This is a genomic window from Streptomyces sp. NPDC048258, assembly GCF_043201995.1.
Taxonomy (GTDB): domain Bacteria; phylum Actinomycetota; class Actinomycetes; order Streptomycetales; family Streptomycetaceae; genus Streptomyces.
Genome location: NZ_JBICZH010000008.1, coordinates 249,017 through 267,010, shown reverse-complemented (window position 1 = coordinate 267,010; position 17,994 = coordinate 249,017). Strand labels below are relative to the sequence as shown.

The 17,994-nt window shown below is 71.9% G+C and carries 20 protein-coding genes; 7 read left to right on the top strand and 13 right to left on the bottom strand.

Annotated features, from left to right (window positions below):
- Positions 1–141: 141 nt before the first annotated feature.
- Positions 142–624 carry a hypothetical protein gene (locus ACGFYQ_RS20550; RefSeq protein ID WP_393745782.1) on the bottom strand — a complete coding sequence of 161 codons (483 nt, stop codon included), beginning with the start codon at positions 622–624 and terminating at the stop codon, positions 142–144.
- A 263-nt stretch (positions 625–887) separates the two neighbouring features.
- Between ACGFYQ_RS20550 and ACGFYQ_RS20545 the strand changes: the two genes are divergently transcribed.
- Both ACGFYQ_RS20545 and ACGFYQ_RS20540 read left to right on the top strand, forming a co-directional pair.
- Positions 888–1,703: a serine protease gene (locus tag ACGFYQ_RS20545; RefSeq protein ID WP_393745780.1), complete on the top strand. Its 816-nt coding sequence runs from the start codon at positions 888–890 to the stop codon at positions 1,701–1,703.
- 149 nt (positions 1,704–1,852) lie between these two features.
- A complete protein-coding gene (locus ACGFYQ_RS20540; RefSeq protein WP_388562788.1) occupies positions 1,853–2,227 on the top strand; it encodes a toxin Doc in 375 nt (124 codons plus the stop codon).
- Between the two features lie 21 nt (positions 2,228–2,248).
- Here the strand turns inward: ACGFYQ_RS20540 and ACGFYQ_RS20535 are convergent, their stop codons facing one another.
- The 10 genes from ACGFYQ_RS20535 to ACGFYQ_RS20490 form a co-directional block, all read right to left on the bottom strand.
- Complete coding sequence (locus ACGFYQ_RS20535) at positions 2,249–2,635, bottom strand: hypothetical protein (RefSeq protein ID WP_393745941.1); 387 nt, start codon at positions 2,633–2,635, stop codon at positions 2,249–2,251.
- Between the two features lie 321 nt (positions 2,636–2,956).
- Complete coding sequence (locus tag ACGFYQ_RS20530; RefSeq protein WP_393745777.1) at positions 2,957–3,874, bottom strand: MurR/RpiR family transcriptional regulator; 918 nt, start codon at positions 3,872–3,874, stop codon at positions 2,957–2,959.
- 64 nt (positions 3,875–3,938) lie between these two features.
- On the bottom strand, positions 3,939–4,571 hold the full coding sequence (locus tag ACGFYQ_RS20525) for an NADPH-dependent FMN reductase (RefSeq protein ID WP_393745939.1): 633 nt from the start codon (positions 4,569–4,571) through the stop codon (positions 3,939–3,941).
- 290 nt (positions 4,572–4,861) lie between these two features.
- Positions 4,862–5,194, bottom strand: coding sequence for a TcmI family type II polyketide cyclase (locus ACGFYQ_RS20520; protein ID WP_393745775.1), 333 nt, complete (start codon positions 5,192–5,194; stop codon positions 4,862–4,864).
- A gap of 32 nt (positions 5,195–5,226) precedes the next feature.
- Positions 5,227–5,706, bottom strand: coding sequence for an SRPBCC family protein (locus ACGFYQ_RS20515; protein WP_393745773.1), 480 nt, complete (start codon positions 5,704–5,706; stop codon positions 5,227–5,229).
- A 1-nt stretch (position 5,707) separates the two neighbouring features.
- Positions 5,708–5,962: a phosphopantetheine-binding protein gene (locus tag ACGFYQ_RS20510; RefSeq protein ID WP_362306185.1), complete on the bottom strand. Its 255-nt coding sequence runs from the start codon at positions 5,960–5,962 to the stop codon at positions 5,708–5,710.
- Between the two features lie 64 nt (positions 5,963–6,026).
- Entirely contained in the window at positions 6,027–7,265 is a 1,239-nt protein-coding gene (locus ACGFYQ_RS20505) for a beta-ketoacyl synthase N-terminal-like domain-containing protein (protein ID WP_393745771.1), read from the bottom strand.
- Positions 7,262–8,533, bottom strand: a complete 1,272-nt coding sequence (locus ACGFYQ_RS20500) for a beta-ketoacyl-[acyl-carrier-protein] synthase family protein (RefSeq protein WP_393745769.1) — start codon at positions 8,531–8,533, stop codon at positions 7,262–7,264. Before ACGFYQ_RS20500 ends, ACGFYQ_RS20505 begins: the two co-directional genes overlap by 4 nt.
- The gene (locus ACGFYQ_RS20495; RefSeq protein ID WP_328924097.1) at positions 8,530–8,973 is read right to left on the bottom strand and encodes a cupin domain-containing protein; all 444 of its coding nucleotides are present in this window, start codon (positions 8,971–8,973) and stop codon (positions 8,530–8,532) included. Before ACGFYQ_RS20495 ends, ACGFYQ_RS20500 begins: the two co-directional genes overlap by 4 nt.
- A gap of 60 nt (positions 8,974–9,033) precedes the next feature.
- Positions 9,034–10,131, bottom strand: a complete 1,098-nt coding sequence (locus ACGFYQ_RS20490; RefSeq protein WP_393745767.1) for a SchA/CurD-like domain-containing protein — start codon at positions 10,129–10,131, stop codon at positions 9,034–9,036.
- Between the two features lie 275 nt (positions 10,132–10,406).
- Between ACGFYQ_RS20490 and ACGFYQ_RS20485 the strand changes: the two genes are divergently transcribed.
- Positions 10,407–12,038 carry an FAD-dependent oxidoreductase gene (locus ACGFYQ_RS20485; RefSeq protein ID WP_393745765.1) on the top strand — a complete coding sequence of 544 codons (1,632 nt, stop codon included), beginning with the start codon at positions 10,407–10,409 and terminating at the stop codon, positions 12,036–12,038.
- A gap of 50 nt (positions 12,039–12,088) precedes the next feature.
- Here ACGFYQ_RS20485 and ACGFYQ_RS20480 read toward each other — a convergent pair whose 3' ends face one another.
- Complete coding sequence (locus ACGFYQ_RS20480) at positions 12,089–12,304, bottom strand: acyl-CoA carboxylase subunit epsilon (protein ID WP_393745763.1); 216 nt, start codon at positions 12,302–12,304, stop codon at positions 12,089–12,091.
- A gap of 263 nt (positions 12,305–12,567) precedes the next feature.
- Here ACGFYQ_RS20480 and ACGFYQ_RS20475 point away from each other — a divergent pair, with 263 nt between their 5' ends.
- From ACGFYQ_RS20475 to ACGFYQ_RS20460, 4 genes are all read left to right on the top strand, one after another.
- Complete coding sequence (locus ACGFYQ_RS20475; protein WP_393745761.1) at positions 12,568–12,825, top strand: hypothetical protein; 258 nt, start codon at positions 12,568–12,570, stop codon at positions 12,823–12,825.
- A gap of 285 nt (positions 12,826–13,110) precedes the next feature.
- On the top strand, positions 13,111–14,568 hold the full coding sequence (locus ACGFYQ_RS20470; protein WP_393745759.1) for a glycoside hydrolase family 16 protein: 1,458 nt from the start codon (positions 13,111–13,113) through the stop codon (positions 14,566–14,568).
- Between the two features lie 23 nt (positions 14,569–14,591).
- The gene (locus ACGFYQ_RS20465) at positions 14,592–16,115 is read left to right on the top strand and encodes a glycoside hydrolase family 64 protein (protein WP_393745757.1); all 1,524 of its coding nucleotides are present in this window, start codon (positions 14,592–14,594) and stop codon (positions 16,113–16,115) included.
- Between the two features lie 100 nt (positions 16,116–16,215).
- Entirely contained in the window at positions 16,216–17,262 is a 1,047-nt protein-coding gene (locus tag ACGFYQ_RS20460; protein ID WP_393745755.1) for a LacI family DNA-binding transcriptional regulator, read from the top strand.
- An 83-nt stretch (positions 17,263–17,345) separates the two neighbouring features.
- Here the strand turns inward: ACGFYQ_RS20460 and ACGFYQ_RS20455 are convergent, their stop codons facing one another.
- On the bottom strand, positions 17,346–17,987 hold the full coding sequence (locus ACGFYQ_RS20455; protein ID WP_393745937.1) for a DUF4360 domain-containing protein: 642 nt from the start codon (positions 17,985–17,987) through the stop codon (positions 17,346–17,348).
- Between the last annotated feature and the right edge of the window lie 7 nt (positions 17,988–17,994).

Below are 17,994 nucleotides of genomic sequence, written 5' to 3'. Positions count from 1 at the left end.
CGTACTGGACGTACCTGCGCCGTCCGACAACGCGGCGACGTGCCGTGCCCGGGGGTACCTCCCTGGGGGTCCCCTCGGACGGAGTCTGGGGGAGGTAGCCGGGGGAGCGTCGCGACCCGGTGAAGCTTTCCGGTCACAGCGCTAGGGGGTGCGGGCCGGGGCCGGGATGCGGAACGTCGACGGGTCGGGGTAGGTCGCGGCCTCGGCGCGTACGACCTCCTCGATCTCCGCCTTGAAGGCGGGCTCGAAGAGGTCGACCGTCAGGAGCAGCTCCAGCCCCCGCAGGGTCGGGTCGAGCAGCGGGCGGGCCATGCGGGAGCCGCCGCCGGAGACGCCCGTGAAACCCGTCCGGGCCGTCGCCGCCCGCCCGCTCAGCCGGTCCTCCAGGCCCGCCGTCGCGTAGCCGGCGAGCAGGGCGAGCTCGGTGAGGAACCTGCGGGTCCCGAGGACCATCTCCTCGGCTCCCTGGAGCGTCTGGACGGCGCCGCCCGCCACCTTGAAGTCGTCGGTCCGTTTGAGGCCGCGCGCCTCGTACACGGCGAGCGCCTCCTCGAAGAGCCGTCCTGCCTCGTCGACCGCCTTCATCGCCGCCACCAGCTGGTCGATGTCGATCTCGCGCTCCACGCTGCCTCCTGGTCCGGAACTGTGCTGCACAGACCGTAGGAGGCAAAGCCTCCGCTACGGAACACCCGTGCGGAAGGGTGATCACGCTGTCACCGGACCGTCACCACGCCCGGCAGCGGGTCGCGTGCCCGCGAAGCCGAACCCCTCTCCCCGACGCGTCCCCAACTCCTCACGCCCTCTTGCGGGTTGACCCCCGGGTATCAACAATGCGCATGACAACCGAAGGATCTTCGGTTGCATCGTCCTCAGAGGGGAACCCCCACATGTACAAGCCTCTCGCCGGCGCCTTATTCTCCCTGCTCCTCGTGGGAGCGGTGGGCGCCCCCGCCGTGGCCGCACCGGCCGTCGCGGTCACCTTCGCGGGAACGGTCGCGCTCAGCAACTGCTCCGGCTCCGTCGTCCGCGCACCCGGCTCCCAGCCCAACGACCCCGCCCTCGTCCTCTCCAACGGCCACTGTCTGGAGACCGGCTTCCCCGCGGCCGGCGAAGTCATCAAGGACCAGCCGTCCACCCGCTCGTTCTCCCTGCTCAACGCGTCGGGCTCCAAGGTCGGGACGCTGCGGGCCAGCAAGATCTCGTACGCGACGATGACGGACACCGACGTCTCCGTCTACCAGCTGACGAAGACGTACGCCCAGATCCAGAGCCAGTACGGCATCACGGCGCTGACCCTCAACGACGTCCGCCCCACACAGGGTTCGGCCATCAAGGTCGTCTCCGGCTACTGGAAGCGGACGTACAGCTGCAACGTGGACGGCTTCGCGTACCGCCTCAAGGAGGGCGCCTGGACCTGGAAGGACTCCGTCCGATACACCTCGTCCTGCAACACCATCGGCGGCACCTCCGGTTCACCGGTGATCGACACGACGACCGGCAAGGTCGTCGCCGTCAACAACACGGGCAATGAGGACGGCGGCCGGTGCACGGACAACAATCCGTGCGAGGTCGACGAGAACGGCAACGTGACGGTCCGCGAGGGCATCAACTACGCGCAGGAGACGTACATCATCGTCCCCTGCATAGCCCCCGGCAACAAGATCGACCTGAGCCGCCCCGGCTGCACGCTCCCCAAGCCGTAGCCGCCGTGCCGTAACCGTCAGACCGCAGCCTCCCCGCCGCCCGGCTCCCGGAGCCGGGCGGCGTCGGGCGGGCGGCGTCGGGGCGTGGCGCGCCCTCGCGCTTCGCGAACAGCCCCCCGGCAGGCCCCCGGACGGGGATACTCGGACGCGTGGAACTGCACATCGATCACCGCTGGCTGCTGGAGCGGCAGGAGTCACTGTTCAAGGACGTGGCGGTGGCCGACCACTCCGCGCTGGTCGCCGCCGTCGCCCGGCACCGGGTCAACACCCCCAGCCTGGATGTGGACGACCCCGACGCCTACTGGCGCGCGGCCGCCCTCCTCGACGCGATCGTCCTGCTCCGCCCGCTCCCCGACTCCAACGAGTACTTCGGCTACGGAGTCGCCGTCGCGTACATCGAGGCATCCGGCAAGGCGGTGGACGCCTCGTACGAGCAATGGCGCGACCTCATCACGGACATCCGCATGCTCCGCGTCACCGTCTTCGACGTGGCCGCCCGGCTGCGCTCCTGGCAGCCGGCGTAAGGCCCGGTCCGGTCCGGCCGGTCAGCGCCTGCGCTGGGCGGGGGTGCCCACGAGGAGGGCGTCGGAGACGAGCCGCGCGCCGCGGGCGAGGCGCCCGAGCTGCTCCAGCTCCAGGGCGTACATCCTGATCGTGTTCTCGATGACCGACTCGGCCATGCCCAGCATGGGCAGTTCGGCGCGGCTCGTCTGCAGGGCCGCCCGCACCGCGCGCATCTCGTGCTGGAGCTGGAGCTGGACGTGCCGCCCCAGCAGCGCGTGGTGACGGGTCAGCGTGAGGTAGCCGCCGTAGCGGGCCGGAAGCAGATCCCGCAGCCAGCGCGTGGCCGTGCGTTCCCAGTCATGGGTCCCGGGGGCCTTGACCTGCATGGGCCAGTCCGGACTGCGCGTGATGGTGGCCGTCTGGGGCATTCTCGTCACTTCCGAGTGGTGTCGAACTCTGATCGAGATGGTGCTTGGGGCGGCCTCGGCCCAGGGGTTGACCGAGGCCGCCATGGGCGCTCTGCGGGATCCGAAAGCCTGGACTCGACGCGCGGCCGCGACGTGAGGAGGTTCGTCGTGCCGCGCGTGCGTTCAGGAGGGGGTCCTCCTCCTTGGCATCTGGAGGATCCGGAGCGCCGCCGTCAGTAAACATATATACCGTCGAGTAAGCAAGCGCATGAAAAATTTCATGCACCTCGCTGGCTGAATATCCCCCTGGTCAGCAGGATGGGAATCCGCCCCGATCAGCCCTTAAAGGAAGAAGCCGTGCTGGTCGGCGACCTGCTCGTAATCCTCCAGGCGCGCCTGCGTCCGCTCGGGGTCCGCGTCGGCCATGGCTTGAAGCAGCGCGGCGGACAGCATTCCGGGGGCCGCGTACGAGTCGAACACCAGCCGCGATCCGGTCCCCGCCGTCAGGGACACGTCCGCCTCGTCCACGAGCGGCCCCAGGGTGGGGTCGGTGATCAGCACGACGCGCAACCCCGTGCTGCGGGCGGCCCGGATCGCGGCCAGGGTCTCCTTGGCGTGCCGCGGCATGGCGAAGGCGAGGACCCAGGTCCCGCCGGCCGCCTTGGACTGGAGCAGCGCGTCGAAGGCGACGCTGCCGCCGCGGGTCACCAGGCGTACGTCGGGGTGGATGCGCCGGGCCGCGTAGGCGAAGTACTCGGCCAGGGACACCGAGATGCGCAGTCCGAGGACGGTCAGGGGCACCGACTTCGCCAGTTCGCGGCCGATGTCGAGCACCTGGTTGGTGTCGGCGAGCAGCCGGCGTACGTTCTCCAGGTTCTCGATCTCGGCGTCCACGGCCGCCTGGAGCTCGTTGCGGCGGATCTGTTCACGGGTGTCCGGCGACCCGGCCACGGCGCTCAGGGCGATCGGCTGGAGCACGTCGCGCAGGGCGGGATAGCCGCTGAATCCGAGGGAGGCGGCGAAGCGGGTCACGGAGGGCTGGCTGACGCCGACCCGTTCGGCGAGTTCGGTGATCGAGAGGAACGCGGCCTCGGTGAGGTGGTCGATCAGGTACTGGGCGATCCGGCGCTGGCCAGGGGACAGGCGACGGCCGTCGAAGAGCGCGAGGAGCCGGTCGGCCGGGGGGCGGACCTCCTCCGGCGACTGGCCGCTCGGCTTGATCGCGGCCGCCTGCGCGCGTGCCTGCTGCCCCGATGACACCGGAGGGCCTCCTTCTCATGTCACTCGCGTTCAAACATAGCTCACGCCCTGTGGTCGTCGATGATCAGTCCTGTGCGCGGGAGGTCACCGGCGCGTCCGTGCAGTCGCCGAGGAACTCGTACCAGCGGCGCTGCAGGGACAGGTAGCGGGTGTCCGCCTCGACCAGGTCGAGGAAGGAGCCGATCGTCGCGGTCAGCCGCTCGCCGAGGCCCGGATCGGTGAGTGCGCCGTCCTCGCCGAAGGCGTGGTGGGCGTTGGCAAGGCTGAACATGTCGGGGTAGACCCGGGCGCCGAGGTGTTCGAGCGGGACGCGCAGGGCCCACAGGCCCCGGTTGCCGCCGACCATCGACGGTGAGGCCGAGAGCAGCAGGGTCTGCTTGTCCTTGAAGGGCTGCGGGCGGTAGCGGGAGACCCAGTCGATGGCGTTCTTCACCGCTCCGGGGACGGAGGCGTTGTACTCGGGCGAGGCGATCACCAGCGCCTGCGCCGCCTCGATCCGCTCGCACAGCGCGAGCGCGCCCTTCGGCAGTCCCTCGTCGGCCTCCACGTCGCCGTCGTACGACGGCATGGGGAAGTCGGCGAGCGTCGCGGGGTCCGGCGCGGCACCGGCCCCGGCCACCAGGCGCGCGACGAGGGCGGCCAGGCGGGCGTTGACCGAGCCGGTACGGGAGGACCCGGACAGCACGAGCACGCGCAGCGAGGTACGGGCAGGCCCGGCGCCGTCGCGCGGACGGGCCGGATCCGCAGGGAAGTGGTCCTGATCGGTCGGGTTCATCGCCGTCTCCTGCTGTCGGGTCCGGGACTGCGGACGGGTCCCGGACGGGTGTGTACCGGATGGGGCCGGGTGTGAGCCGGGTGTGGGCCCGGCGCGGGCCGGGTGCGGGCCGCACGCGGGCCCGGGCGCGGCCCGCACGCGGGCCCGGGCGCGGCCCGCACGCGGCGGGACCCGCACACGCCGGTGTGCGGGTCCCGTCCGGGCCACTCGGGTCACTTCGCGGCGGGGTTCTCCCAGCGGTAGAACTCGTGGGCCATCGCGTCCTTGGGACTGCGCCACGTGTCCGGGTTGTGCGGGCTGATGTAGGCGGTGAGCCGGTCGCTGAGGTCCCGGAACTCCGGGTGGTCGGTGACCTTGGCGATCGCGGGGCCCGGTGGCCGGTCCGCCTCGATCAGGTGCATGTACACATCGCCGAACTGGAACAGGCTGCGGCGCGTGACGCCGACCAGGTGCGGCAGTTCGCCCGCGTCCGAGCTCGCGAAGAGCTCGGCGATGTCGGGGGCCGATCCCGGCGCCATGCGGGCGACGATGAGAGCGCGGTGCATCCGGTGGTGCTCCTTCCGTTGGGGGGACGGCTTCAGATGCGGCTGACGGCCGGGGCGTGGTCCTCCCGCTCGCGCTGCTCGATCTTGTCCCGGATGAGCGCCATCTGGATCGGCGAGTTGCGGTTGATGTTGTCGGTCATCCACGCGTCGTCGACCGGCGCGTCCGGCTTCATCGCGAAGTCCTGCGTCCACTTCATCCGGGTGCCGCCCGGCACCGCGAAGTACTGCCAGTGGATGTCCATGTGCGCGAACGGGCCGGTCTCCACGCGCCGCGCCCGGACGGTGAGGCTCTTGCGGTCCACGGTCCGCTCCGAGACCCAGCTCCACACCTTGCCGTTCTCGTCGGGGTGCATGGTCAGGCGGAAGCGGGTCGTGTCCCCCTCCTGCTCCAGGATCTCCAGCGAGGCGTACTCGCTGAACAGGTGCGGCCAGCTGGGGAGGTCGTTGGTCATCTCCCACACGACGTCCACGGGCGCGTTGACGGTGATCTCGTTCTCGGTGTGTCCAGGCATCTCAGGCTCCTGTCATGAGGCTGTTGTTGACGAGGTCGAGGAACTCCCCGGGGGTCTTGCACCGGTCGGCGTCGGTGGGCAGCGCCCGCCCGCGCCGGTTCTCCAGTTCGCCGACGATGCCCAGCAGGCCCAGCGAGTCCAGGCCGTAGTCGTCGAAGGCGGAGTCCGGACGGCTCGCCAGCTCGGCGGGGTCGACGGTGATGCCGGCGGTCTTCATCAGGGCCGCCAGCTCCTCCAGGGTCAGTCGGTCGGACATGTGGCTTTCTCTCTCTTCCTACGAGGGGACTGCGCGGGTCCGGTCGCACCCGGACCCTGCGTCACTACGTGGGCGCGAGCGCGCCCTTGCGCAGGACGAGCGCGGAGTTCGAGCCCATCCGGCCGCGGCTCAGCACGAGCGCGGTGCGCAGGTCCGCTGAGCGGGCGCCGCCCGTCACCACGTCGAGGTCGTGGCACACGTCGAAGACGTTCGGAGTCGGCGGCACGACGCCGTGCTCCAGCGCCAGGACCGCGGCGGCGGTGTCCAGGGCGGGCGCCGCGCAGTACGCCCTGCCCGTACCGGTCTTGGGCGCGGTGACCGGCACCCTGCGCCCGTGTCCGCCCAGGGCGTCGGCGATGGCCGCCGCCTCGGCCGCGTCGGCCTCCGGCGTCCCGAGGGCGTCGGCGAAGACCACGTCGATCTCCTCGGGGGCGCAGCCCGCCTCCGCGAGCGCGCCCCGGATCGCGTGGGCCAGTCCTTCGCCGGCCTCGTCCGGCCGCCGGGTCCCGGTGAAGGTGGCGGCGTGGCCGGCCAGTACGGCGCGTACGGTGGCGCCCCGGCGCAGGGCCGCGGCCTCGTCCTCGACGAGGAACATCGCGCCGCCCTCCGCGGGGACGAACCCGCAGGCCTTGGCGGTGAACGGCCGGTAGGCACGCTCGGGGTCGTCCCGGGTGCTCAGGCCCTCGTACTCCAGCTGGCAGACGATGGAGTACGGGGCGAGGGGCGCCTCCGTGGCCCCGACGAGCATCGCCCGGCTGCCCTGGCGGATCGCCCTGACGGCGTGCGCGAAGGCGTCCAGGCCGCCCGCCTCGTCGCTGGCGACGACCCCGCACGGACCCTTGAGGCCGCGGCGGATGGAGATCTGGCCGGTGCTCGCGGCGTAGAACCAGGCGATGGACTGGTACGGGCCGACGTAGCGGGGGCCCTGGTCCCAGAGCCGTTGCAGCTCGCGCTGGCCGAACTCGCCGCCGCCGGATCCGGCCGCCGTGACCACGCCCACCGAGAAGGGGTCGGCCTCGTAGTCGGCCCGGCCGAGCCGGGCGTCCTCCAGGGCCAGGTCGGCCGCGGCGAGGGCGTGATGGGTGAAGCGGTCGGTCTGGACGAGGAAGCGGTCCTCGACCATCGCCCCGGGATCGAAGCCCCGTACCTCGCCGGCCACGCGCAGCGGCAGGTGCTCGCAGCCCGCCCGCGTGACGCGGTCCAGCACGCTGAGGCCGGACTGGGTCGCCTTCCAGAAGGCGTCGGCGCCGACGCCGTTGGGCGCGACGACCCCGATGCCCGTGATGACCGTACGGCTGGTCACGAGACCTCCTCCTCCGACCGGGTCATGACGACGGCGGACTGGAATCCGCCGAAGCCGCTGCCGACCGAGAGCACGTTGCGCAGCTTGCGGCCGCGTGCCGTGCGGGGCACGTAGTCCAGGTCGCACTCGGGGTCCGGCGTCTCGTAGTTCGCCGTCGGCGGTACCACCTGGTGGGTCATGGCGAGCACACAGGCCGCCAGTTCGATCGCCCCGATGGCGCCGAGGGAGTGACCGACCATCGACTTGATGGAGGTCATCGGCGTCTTGTAGGCGTGGTCGCCCAGGACCCGTTTGACTGCCGCCGTCTCGTGGCGGTCGTTCTGCTTGGTGCCGGATCCGTGCGCGTTGACGTAGTCGACGTCGGACGGGGATATCCGTGCCTGGTCCAGAGCGGTTTCGATGGCCCTGGCCATCTCCAGGCCCTCGGCGGTCAGCCCGGTCATGTGGTGGGCGTTGCCGAAGGTGGCGTAGCCGCCGATCTCGCAGTAGACGGTCGCACCGCGGGCGCGGGCGTGTTCCAGCTCTTCGAGTATGAGGACGGCGCCGCCCTCGCCGAGGACGAATCCGTCCCGGTCGGCGTCGAACGGCCGGGACGCGTGGGCCGGGTCGTCGTTGTTCGGCGAGGTCGCCTTGATGGCGTCGAAGCAGGCCACGGTGATCGGCGATATGGGCGAGTCCGAGGCACCGGCGATGCACACGTCCATCCGGCCCTCCGCTATGGAGTGGACGGCGTACCCGACGGCGTCGAGTCCCGAGGTGCAGCCGGTGGACACGGTCTGCACCGGGCCGCGCGCTCCCGTCTGCTCCGCGACGGCGGAGGCGAGGGTGGCGGGCGTGAACGCCCGGTGCAGGTGGGCCCCGGCGAGCTTCTCGTCCACGTCCCACCAGGCGCCGTTCTGGCTCACGGCCACGTAGTCGTGCTCCAGGCGGGTGGTTCCGCCGACGGCGGTGCCCAGTGAGACCCCGGTGCGCCAGGCGTCGTCCGAGGTGAGGTCGAGTCCGGCGTCGAGCAGGGCCTCGCGGGCGGCGACGAGGGCGAACTGGATGTACCGGTCCGCCCGGGCCGCGTCGTTCTCGTCGAGGCCGTGCGCGGCGGGGTCGAAGTCGACCTCCGCGGCTATCCGTGAGCGGAAGCCCTCCGGGTCGAAAAGGGTGATGCCGCGGGTCGCCGTACGGCCGTTGGACAGCAGGTCCCAGAAGGCGGAGACGCCGATCCCGCCGGGCGCGACGACTCCGACTCCGGTGACCGCCACCCGGCGGCGGGTCACGAGACCGCTCCTGTGCGGTCCGGGGGCTGCTCCCAGGCGGTGCCCTCCGGGTGCGGGGCTTCCTCGGTGTCGACGTGGCCGAGTTCGGGGCGCGGGGCGAGCGGGCCGAGGTGGAAGACCATGCGGGCCTCGGTGTCGCCGACGTTGCGGAACCGGTGGCGCATGTTGAGCGGGACCAGCAGTCCCTGGTCGGTGCGCAGCGGGTGGGCCTCGCCGTCGAGGTCGACCTCCAGCCGGCCGGCGACCACGTACACGAACTCCTCGGAGTACGGGTGGTAGTGCTCGGCGATGGACTCCCCGGGGGCCATGATCGCCATGCCCATGAAGCCGCTGGTGGAACCCACCGAGGTCGGGGTGAGCACGGCCCTCAGGTCGCCACCGCGCCGGCGGTTGGGCGGCGTCTCGCTGAGGTCGACGATGCGTGGGCGCTGTCTGGTCATGGCGGGTTCCTCCTGGCGTGTGGGGAGCCTGAACGGGCTGGGGTGGGGGTCCGGGTGGGGTCAGGACTGCGCGGGTGCCCGGCGGTCGGTGATCAGGTTCATGGTGTGGTGAGCGGCGCGGGTCCGCTTGCCGGCGGGGGCCGTCAGGCGGTCCAGTACGGCGGCCTTGCGGGCGCCGCGCACCCCGAGGACGGCCTCGGGATCGGCGTCGAGCGGGCCGCGCACGTCGATGAGGCGGACCACGATGTCGTCGCGCTGGAAGATGCTGCTGCTCCGTACGGGGCTGTCCGTCAGCTGCGCGGCGGCTTCGTCCTGAAGGGCGAGGAAGCGGGCCAGCGCCTGGCCGCAGCCGGGCCTGGCCGGGTAGAACAGCGCGTGGCGCGTGACGTCGTCGGTGTCCGGTTCCCCGGCCTCGATGTGGTGGACGGCCGGGACCGCTGCCCGCATGAAGAACATCCGGGCGGACTCGGGGTCGTTCAGGTTCCGGTCCTGCTCCAGGTAGGGGTTGATGGCCTCTTCGACGGCGCGCACCTCGGGCTGCTCGGAGACGTGCCGCAGGGCCGCCAGCAGGTCGCCCTTGACCTCGACCGTGCGGACGACGCGGTTGCCGTGCATGAAGAGGGACGTGCGGCAGAGCCGGGTGTGGTCGTCGACGCGGGCGGCCGGGGACGCGTAGCTGGACAGGATGGACGCGACCTCCTTCTCGCTGCCCGGTCTGACGGTGAAGGTGAGGGCGTGGCGGACGATGCCGGCGCCGAGGCGGGGCATCGGCTGCAGCCGGGCGGCCGCCGGGCGGGAGGCCTGGTCGTAGCCGCGGCCGGTCTCGCGCAGGACGGTGAACTTGAGCGGGCGCATGACGCGGGCGCAGGCGCCGAGCGGCTTGACCTGTTCGGCGTGGTGCTCGCTGTTGACCCATGCGAGGTACTGCGGTGCGCTCTCCCACTCGCTGGTGATGAGCCACTGCGAGGGGTTCTCGAAGGACTGGCACAGCTGGTCGCTGATGTGGCCCGGGACCGACGCGATGTCGCTGCGGAGCTTTTCGTACGCCTCGAAGAACCGCTGCTGGGTCCCCTCGTAGAGGTCCATCAGAAGGACGACCCGGATCATGGAGCCGTCGAAGGCTGACTGCGACACCCGATCCGACAGGGTGGTTGTCATCTACTCACTCCTTCATGAGGGGGTGGAGATCCATCGCGTACGGACCCCTCGTCCGTCACCGGTGGCGTCCGCCCGGGCCGGCGGCCGTCTCGGTCGGGAACGGCAGGCCGGCGCATCTCAGGGGGAGCCGCTGTCGCTCATCGTCATCCGGGTGGGGACGTACCGCTACATGTCCGGATCAAGCGGGTGACAAGCGGCGAATCAACCGGGCCTAATCGACGATCGGGGGCATAAAGAGTCCACTCCCCCACACAGAAAACAGGAGCCCGCAGCTGATGGAAGACAACGCCGATGTTCGCGTACCGGTTCTCGTCGTGGGCGGCTCCCTCGTGGGCCTGTCCACCTCGCTTTTCCTGAGCCGCCACGGAGTGAGGCACCTTCTGGTCGAAAAGCACTCCGACACCTCCGTGCACCCGCGCGGCCGCGGCATCAACGCCCGGACCATGGAGCTCTTCCGCACGGCGGGGGCGGAACGCGCGATCCGCCGGGCGGCGTCCGCGCTGGAGGGCGTCCAGGGCATTCTGCAGGCCCGCTCACTGACCGGCGGCGACCACACGTGGCTGGTCAAGTCGGTCGACCCGTCGGGGGCGCTGCGCAAGTTCAGTCCGACCGGCTGGTGCCTGTGCAGCCAGAACAACATCGAGCCGGTGCTGGCCGCGCAGAGCCGCGCGCAGGGCGCCGAGGTCCGGTTCTCCGCCGAGCTGATGACCTTCGACCAGGACGCGACGGGGGTGAACGCCGTGGTGAAGGACCACCGGACGGGCGAGCACATCACCGTGCGGGCCGACTTCCTGATCGCCGCGGACGGACCGCGCAGCCCCGTGCGGGAGCTGCTGCGGATCCCCCAGACGGGTAACGGCGAGCTGTTCCACAACGTGAGCGTCACCTTCCGCTCGGAGCGGCTGGCCGAGGCGCTGGGCGAGCTGCGCTTCATCGTCTGCTACCTGATGCGCGAGGGCGCGGACGGGGCGCTGCTGCCGGTGGACAACGCGACGCAGTGGGTCTTCCACGCGCCGTGGCACCCGGAGCGGGGCGAGACGCTGGAGGACTTCACCGACGAGCGGTGCGTGGAGCAGATCCGCAACGCGATCGGTGTACCCGACCTGGATGTGGAGATCGGCGGCAAGGCTCCCTGGCACGCGGCCGAACGGGTGGCGGTGCGCTATTCGTCCGGCCGGGTGTTCCTGGCGGGGGACGCGGCGCACGAGATGTCCCCCACCGGCGCCTTCGGCTCCAACACGGGCATCCAGGACGCGCACAACCTGGCGTGGAAGATCGCCGCGGTGCTGGACGGGTCCGCGGGCATCGGGCTCCTGGACACCTACGAGGCCGAGCGGCTGCCGGTGGCCAAGGCCACGAGCGAGCGGGCCTCGGCCCGTTCGGCGGAGCACAGCCACCCGGGGTACGTGCCGCCGCCCACCATGGGCGGCGGACCGGGCAGCGGGGTCCTCACCACGGCGATGGGCTACTGCTACCCGCAGGGCGCGGTCGTCGGCGGCGATCCGGGACGCCCGGTCATCCCCGAGGCGCTGCGCCTGATGGGTGACACCGGTACCCGGGCCCCGCACATGTGGCTGGCCAGGGCCGGTGAGCGGATCTCGACGCTGGACCTGTACGAGCGCTCCTTCGTGCTGCTCAGCGGCACGGGGACGCCGTGGCGGGAGGCGGCGGAGCAGGTGGCCGAGCAGCTGCCGGCCCGGCTGGAGGCCTACACCATCGGTTCCGGGCCGGACGCCGACCTGATCCAGGAGACGGGCGCCGACTGGGCCGAGGTCCACGGGATGGAGGCCGCGGGCGCGGTGCTCGTACGGCCTGACGGGTTCGTGGCATGGCGCTCGGAGGGCGCCGTGGCCGATCCCCGGGCGACCCTGCTCGAGGTCCTCTCCACGGTGCTGCGGCGGAGGTGACCACCTCGCTCTCCCGTCCGCCGGCCGTGTGCCCGGCCGGCGGTCGGGATTCAGCGGCAGGCCCAGCAGCCTGCCCAGCAGCCGGCGGGCGGCCGGACGGGGTGCCGGCGGCCGGTTCCCTGTCCGGCGCCCTTCGCCGCGTCGCGGGCGCGGGCGGTGCGGCTCGCGCAGCAGGCGACCACGACCGTGATGGCGGCCAGTTCCTCGGGGGCGGCCAGGCCCTTCTCGACACGGAGCAGGCTCGATATCGGGGCATCGTTCGGCATCGGCACGGCCTCTCGTACGGGGGCTGCGCGTGCGCCCTGTCGCGGCGCGAGGGGCGGGCCGTCTCGGCGCCGGCGCGGGCTGCGCTCGGGTGGCTCGGCGCGCCCATGAGGCGTGTTCCGCGTACTCCGCGGTTGCGCACCGGCCGGCGGACTCCTGTCGGGTCACCAGGACTCCTGACGCGACCGACGCTACAAGCGCGCGGCGGACCCGGCACGTTGGGCCGGCCGGGCCCGCGTCGTGGCCCGGCGGCCGCGGAGCCGCTGTGCGAGCCGGGGCCGTCGCCGGCGGGCCGGCCGTGACCGGCCCCGAAGCCCTGCTCTGCCGGGGCTGCGCCGGCCGCCTGTACGCGGTGTGCACCACCGACGGCCGCAAGGGCCGCGGGAGTGCGGTCGGCGAGTGGGAGGTCGACCACGAGATGCCCGGGCTGTGCCCGCTCTCCGGGCTGCTGCCGCTCACCGGGACCGCCGCCGCCGTCCACGACCTGCCCGGCGCGCGGGAGGTCCTCGGCCCGCCGGACTGAGCGCGGCGCGTTGGCCCTTACGGGTGACTCCCGTCGGCGCGATCGGAGCCGCCGGGACTTCGCGGAAGCCCCTTGAGTGCCCGAACGCCCGATCGCGCGCGTACCCGAGCGTTCAAAGGTTGAACTCCCCCAGCCCGTGCGGCCTTTGGCGGTTCAATGCCTTGACGCCCGATCCGGCGGGGAGCACAGTGTCCAGCGGCGCCGCTTGAGAGCGCTCTCAAGCTGGTGAGCTCCGTCGGCTCTTCCCCCCACCGCGCCTCACGGGGCGCTTCAGAGAGGGCACCCATGCGTCAGATATCCGAGAGGAAACGGCCCACCGCACGGCGGGCCGTCCTGGCCGCGCTCGGCACGATCGCGGTCGTCGCGGCCGCCTCGGCGGCGGTCGTCCTACCCGCCGGGGCCACGGCTCCCCCCACCCCGGCCGGCTGGTCGCAGGTGTTCCTGGACGACTTCAACGGGGCCGCGGGCTCCGGCCTGAACACCGCCGACTGGCAGTACACCACAGGTACGAGCTACCCCGGCGGGCCCGGCGGCTTCGGCACCGGCGAGATCGAGACGATGACCGCCGATCCCGCGAACGTCTCCCTCGACGGGTCGGGCAACCTGCGCATCACCCCGCGGCGGGACGCGGCCGGCAACTGGACCTCCGGCCGCGTCGAGACCAGGCGTTCGGACTTCCAGCCCCCGGCGGGCGGCAAGCTGCGCACCGAGGCCCGCATCCAGATGCCCAACGTCACCGGCCCCGCGGCCAAGGGCTATTGGCCGGCGTTCTGGATGCTCGGGGCGCCGTACCGGGGCAACTGGTGGAACTGGCCCGGCGTCGGTGAGATCGACATCCTGGAGAACGTCCAGGGCATCAACAACGTCTGGGCCACCATGCACTGCGGCACCAGCCCGGGCGGCCCGTGCAACGAGAAGTCCGGCATCGGCGGCCAGCGCGTCTGCCCCGGCACCAGCTGCCAGGGCGGTTTCCACACCTACGCCGTGGAGTGGGACCGCTCGACCGCGGTCGAGCAGATGCGCTTCTACGTCGACGGCATCAACTTCCATACCGTACGCGCCGATCAGGTGGACGCCACCACGTGGACCAACGCCACGAACCACGGCTACTTCATCATCCTGAACGTCGCCATGGGCGGCGAGTTCCCCGCGGCGTTCGGCGGCGGGCCCGACGCGGGTACCGAGCCCGGCCATCCCATGGTCGTCGACTACGTGTCCGTCCTCAGCTCGTCCGGCGGCACGACCCCGCCCACGACACCCCCCACCACACCGCCCACCACTCCGCCCACCACTCCGCCGACGACTCCCCCCACCACCCCGCCGGCCGGCAACCGCGACGCGTACTCCGCGATCCAGGCCGAGTCGTACGACTCCCAGGCAGGGGTGGCGAAGGAGACCACCACGGACACCGGCGGCGGCCAGGACCTCACCACGCTCGGCAACGGCGACTGGGCCCTCTACAAGGGCGTCGACTTCGGCTCGACGGCCGCGAAGCAGTTCTACGGACGCGTCGCCTCCGGCGCGGCCGGCGGGGTCAGCGGCCTCGTCGAGGTACGGCTCGACAGCCGGACCGCGGCGCCGGTCGGCAGCTTCTCCGTGGCGAACACCGGCGGCTGGCAGAGCTGGCGGACGGTACCGGCGAACATCACCGCGGTCACGGGCACCCACGACGTGTACCTGACCTTCACCAGCGGCCAGGGCGCCGACTTCGTGAACGTCAACTGGTTCGACTTCGGCCACTGACGACCGGACCGAGGAGAGCCCTCGTGAAGACCACCCACGCACTCCCCCGCCGGGGCCGGTTCCTGCCGCGGCTCCTGCCGGCCGTGCTGCTCGCCCTGGCGGGATCCCTGACCGTCGCCCCGGCGCCCGCGCCCGCCGCCCCGGCCGCGGCCGACTACACGCAGGGCGTCACCGCTCAGGGCTCCGGCACGGTGCGGATCTGGTTCAGGCCCACCGTCCCGGCCGCCCTGGTCGACGTCCACTACCTGCCCGGCGGGGGCGTGGGCCAGCAGAACTTCCGCATGGCGAACGACGGGGGCACCTGGCAGCAGAACGTCGGCGGCCTGGCCCCCGGTTCCACCCTCACGTACTGGTTCACGTACGAGAAGGGCGGACCGCTCCACGACACCCCCCACTTCACGCACACGGTCGGCGGGACCGGCGGCGGAGGCGGGGGCGGCGGGACCGGCAGCTTCCCCATCACCTTCCAGAACAACACCCGCGGCACGTACGCCGATGCGCAGGTCTTCGTCACCGTCCTCGGCCAGGTGATCCCGGGGCAGTGGTCGTACATGAAGCCCGACGGCACCATGGCCCACATCAGCCACCTCGACGCCACCGCCCCCGGCCACCTGGTCAAACGGGGCGTGAACTACCCCAACATGTCCTTCACCCTCACCCAGGTGGGCGGCACCGTCCCCTCCCCGCCCGCGATCCGCGGAGGCCGGATCTACCTCTCCCTCGGCTCCCCCGTGTACATCCCCGTCTCCGCCGACGACCAGGGCTGGGGCGGCCCCGACCCGCGCAACCCGAACGATCCCAACAGCGACGTCCACTACGACTGGTACGAGTACACGTACGTCCACGGACAGGTCGCCTTCGGCGGGAACACCACCCAGGTCGACCAGTTCGGCTTCCCGATCACCTCACGGCTGCGCCAGAGCTCCAGCGGCCACGACACCACCCAGGGCATCACCCGCACCCGTGCCGAGGTGATGCGGCAGTACGCGGCCTCCGTCGGCGCCGCATTCAAACCGCTGCAGAACGACTACCGCATCGTGGCGCCCCGTTCCTCGGACGCCTTCCTCCCCGGCGGCGCCCAGCAGAACCACCTGACCGCCGCCGTCGACCAGGCCTGGGCCCACTACACCACCCACCCCTTCACCCTGAACCGTCTCGGCGAGACCTTCTCCGGACGCGTCACGGGCTCCACCCTCACCTTCAGCAAGAACGGCGCGGGCACCTTCACCCTCCACAAGCCCACCTCATCCGATGTCATGGCCTGCGCCGGCGCGATGGCCTCGGGCAACGACACGGAGAAGCAGCTCGGCGCGGAGTTCTGCGCCGCGTTCAACCGGGGCGTCGCCCTCGACACCGCAGCCTGGTACAGCCCGGCGGCGTACTACACCGGGCCGGCGAAGAACGACTACGCCGGCTTCTTCCACACCGTCGGCCTGGACCGGCGGGCCTACGGCTTCCCCTACGACGACATCAACGACCAGTCCTCCGTGCAGATCCTCGGCAACTCCGACCCGCCGACCGGGCTGACGCTCGGCATCGGCTGGTAAGGGACCCTTACCGCCGGGATCCCACTCGGGCTCCCGGCGGTACGCGTTACCCTGCTGCCCGGCGAGGCCACCGGCCCGCGGACACCCAGGAGGAGCGCCCGTGCCCGAACAGCGTCCCGGGGACCGCCCCACCCTGGAGGCGGTGGCAGCGCGCGCCGGGGTGTCCCGGGCCACCGCGTCCCGCGTGGTCAACGGCGGCGACGGGGTCCGCGCCCACCTGGTGGACCGGGTCAGCGCGGCCATCCGGGAACTGGGCTACGTGCCCAACCACGCGGCCCGCACCCTGGTCACCCGGCGCACCGGCGCCGTGGCAGTGATCATCGCCGAGCCGGAGGTCCGGATCTTCTCCGATCCCTTCTTCTCCCGCCAGGTGCGCGGCATCAGCAAGGAACTGACCGCGCACGACATGCAGTTGGTGCTGCTGCTGGTGGAGGACCGCGGGGACTACGACCGGATCGAGCGCTATCTGGCGGGCGGCCATGTCGACGGCGCGCTCGCCTTCTCGCTGCACACCGACGATCCGCTGCCCGCGATCACCCGCCGCATCGGCATGCCCACGGTCTACGGCGGCAGGCCGGGCTGGACTTCCGCACCCGGGGAGCCCGGTGGCGGTGTGGCGTACGTGGACGCGGACAACCGCGGGGGCGCGCGGGACGCCGTACGGTACCTGCTGGCGCGGGGGCGCGAGCGGATCGCGCACATCGCCGGCCCGCTCGACCAGACGTCGGCGGCCGACCGGCTGAGCGGCTACCGGGACGTGCTGCCGGACGCCGATCCCGGACTGGTCGCCGAGGGGGACTTCACCGCGGCGGGCGGGGCGCGGGCGATGGCCGAACTGCTGGACCGCCGGGCCGGGATCGACGCCGTGTTCGCCGCGAACGACCTGATGGCGACGGGCGCGCTGCGGGTGCTGCGGGAGCGCGGCCGCACCGTTCCGGCGGATGTCGCGGTGATCGGCTTCGACGACGCCGAACCGGTGGCGGAGAGCGCCGATCCGCCGCTGACGACCGTACGCCAGGACATCGAGGGCATGGGGCGGCTGATGGCGCGGCTGCTGCTCGGAACTCTGGGCGGGATCCGGGGCGAGGGGATCGCGGCCGGCCCGGTGATCACCGAAACGGCCCTGGTGCGGCGCGCGTCGGCCTGAGGCCGGGGCCCGGCCGGACGTGCCGGAGCCCGCCACGATGGCGGGCCCCGGCCGGTGCGGCTGTGATGGGTGCGACTGCCTGGTCAGCGCACCGGGCACTGCTTCCAGGAGAAGTGGTAGATGCTGTTGATGCTGCCGTCGGTGGAGTCGAGCGCCATGAAGCTGGTCTGCGACGGGTCGGAGGTTCCGACCTCGGCGCGGAGCTCGGTGTTGATGTTGAAGTTGCGCTGCTCGCCACAGGGGGCGAAGACCAGGGCCTGGACGCCCGTGGTGTCCGTGGCCTGCCAGTTGTCCTCGAACGAGCCGTTGAACTTGTGGGTGCGCTGGGCGGTCTGGCTCATGCCCTGGAAGTAGTAGCTGGCCTTCTGCGTTCCGATCGCGCCCTCCTGCAGGCTGCCGAAGCCCCGGTAGTCGACCTGGGCCACGGCGTAGGTGTAACCCTGGGGGACGTGGACGACGAGGGAGAGCTGACAGTTCTTGCGGCCCTCGGTGGCCGGGGCGCCGCCGCCGGCCTGGGCCACGTACTCGCTGTAGGTGACGGTGAAGGCCGTGTTGTCCGGTGAGACGGCGACGGCGGCACTGCCTGGACGGCAGCCCGATCCGTTGACGGAGGCGACGTCCACGGTCACCTGGTCGGAAGGAGCCTTGACGGTGGGAGCCGAGGCGGAGGGAGCCGAGGCGGAGGCCCCGGCCGAGGGGGACAGCGTGACGAGAGAAGCGGTCACGACGGCT